Genomic DNA, 850 nt, shown 5'->3' on the forward strand with positions numbered 1-850 from the left:
GGCCTTGGCCGCGGTCAATGTGTTCGGTGGTTTCATGGTGACCCAGCGCATGCTGGAAATGTTCAAGAAAAAAGAGCCGAAGGCAAAAGCGACGGCAACAGATAAGGCGGGGGCATCAGCATGAGCATGAATCTGGTTACCTTGTTGTATCTGATCGCGTCGGTCTGTTTCATTCAGGCGTTGAAGGGCTTGTCGCATCCGTCGACAGCACGGCGCGGCAACAGCTTCGGCATCATCGGCATGGCCATCGCGGTGGCCACTACCATTGCGCTGATCATCAAGCTCAAGGGGGAATTGCCGGCGACCGGGATCGGCTTCTGGCTGGTTGCCGGCGGCGTGGTGGTCGGTGGCGGTATCGGCGCCTTCCTCGCCAGGCGCGTGGAAATGACCAAGATGCCGGAACTGGTGGCGGCGATGCACTCGCTGATCGGTCTGGCCGCCGTATGTATCGCGGTGGCGGCGGTGTCGGAACCATGGGCCTTCAATATTGCGGCGCACGGTGAAGCGATTCCGGTCGGTAATCGCATCGAACTGTTCATCGGCACCTTCGTCGGCGCCATTACCTTCTCCGGGTCGGTGATCGCCTTCGGCAAGCTGTCGGGCAAATACAAGTTCCGTCTGTTCCAGGGCGCGCCGGTCAGCTTCAAGGGCCAGCACTTCATCAATCTGGTCCTGGCGATTGCCATGATCGGTTTCGGCGTGATCTTCGTGATGACGCAGCACTGGTTGCCGTTCATCATCATGACCGCGATTGCCTTCGTGCTCGGCGTGCTGATCATCATCCCGATCGGCGGCGCCGATATGCCGGTGGTGGTGTCGATGCTGAACAGCTATTCGGGCTGGGCGGCGG

2 protein-coding genes are annotated in these 850 nt (G+C 60.1%); both read left to right on the forward strand.

Features of this window, described 5'->3' with window-relative positions:
• Positions 1–124: proton-translocating transhydrogenase family protein (locus AKL27_RS26900; protein ID WP_198156114.1), on the forward strand; the 124-nt coding region annotated here is incomplete at its 5' end.
• The coding region (locus AKL27_RS26905; protein ID WP_198156115.1) for an NAD(P)(+) transhydrogenase (Re/Si-specific) subunit beta at positions 121–850 on the forward strand (730 nt) is incomplete at its 3' end. The genes AKL27_RS26900 and AKL27_RS26905, both read left to right, overlap by 4 nt.

Origin of the sequence: Herbaspirillum autotrophicum (assembly GCF_001189915.1) — a bacterium.
Classification (GTDB): domain Bacteria; phylum Pseudomonadota; class Gammaproteobacteria; order Burkholderiales; family Burkholderiaceae_D; genus Herbaspirillum; species Herbaspirillum autotrophicum.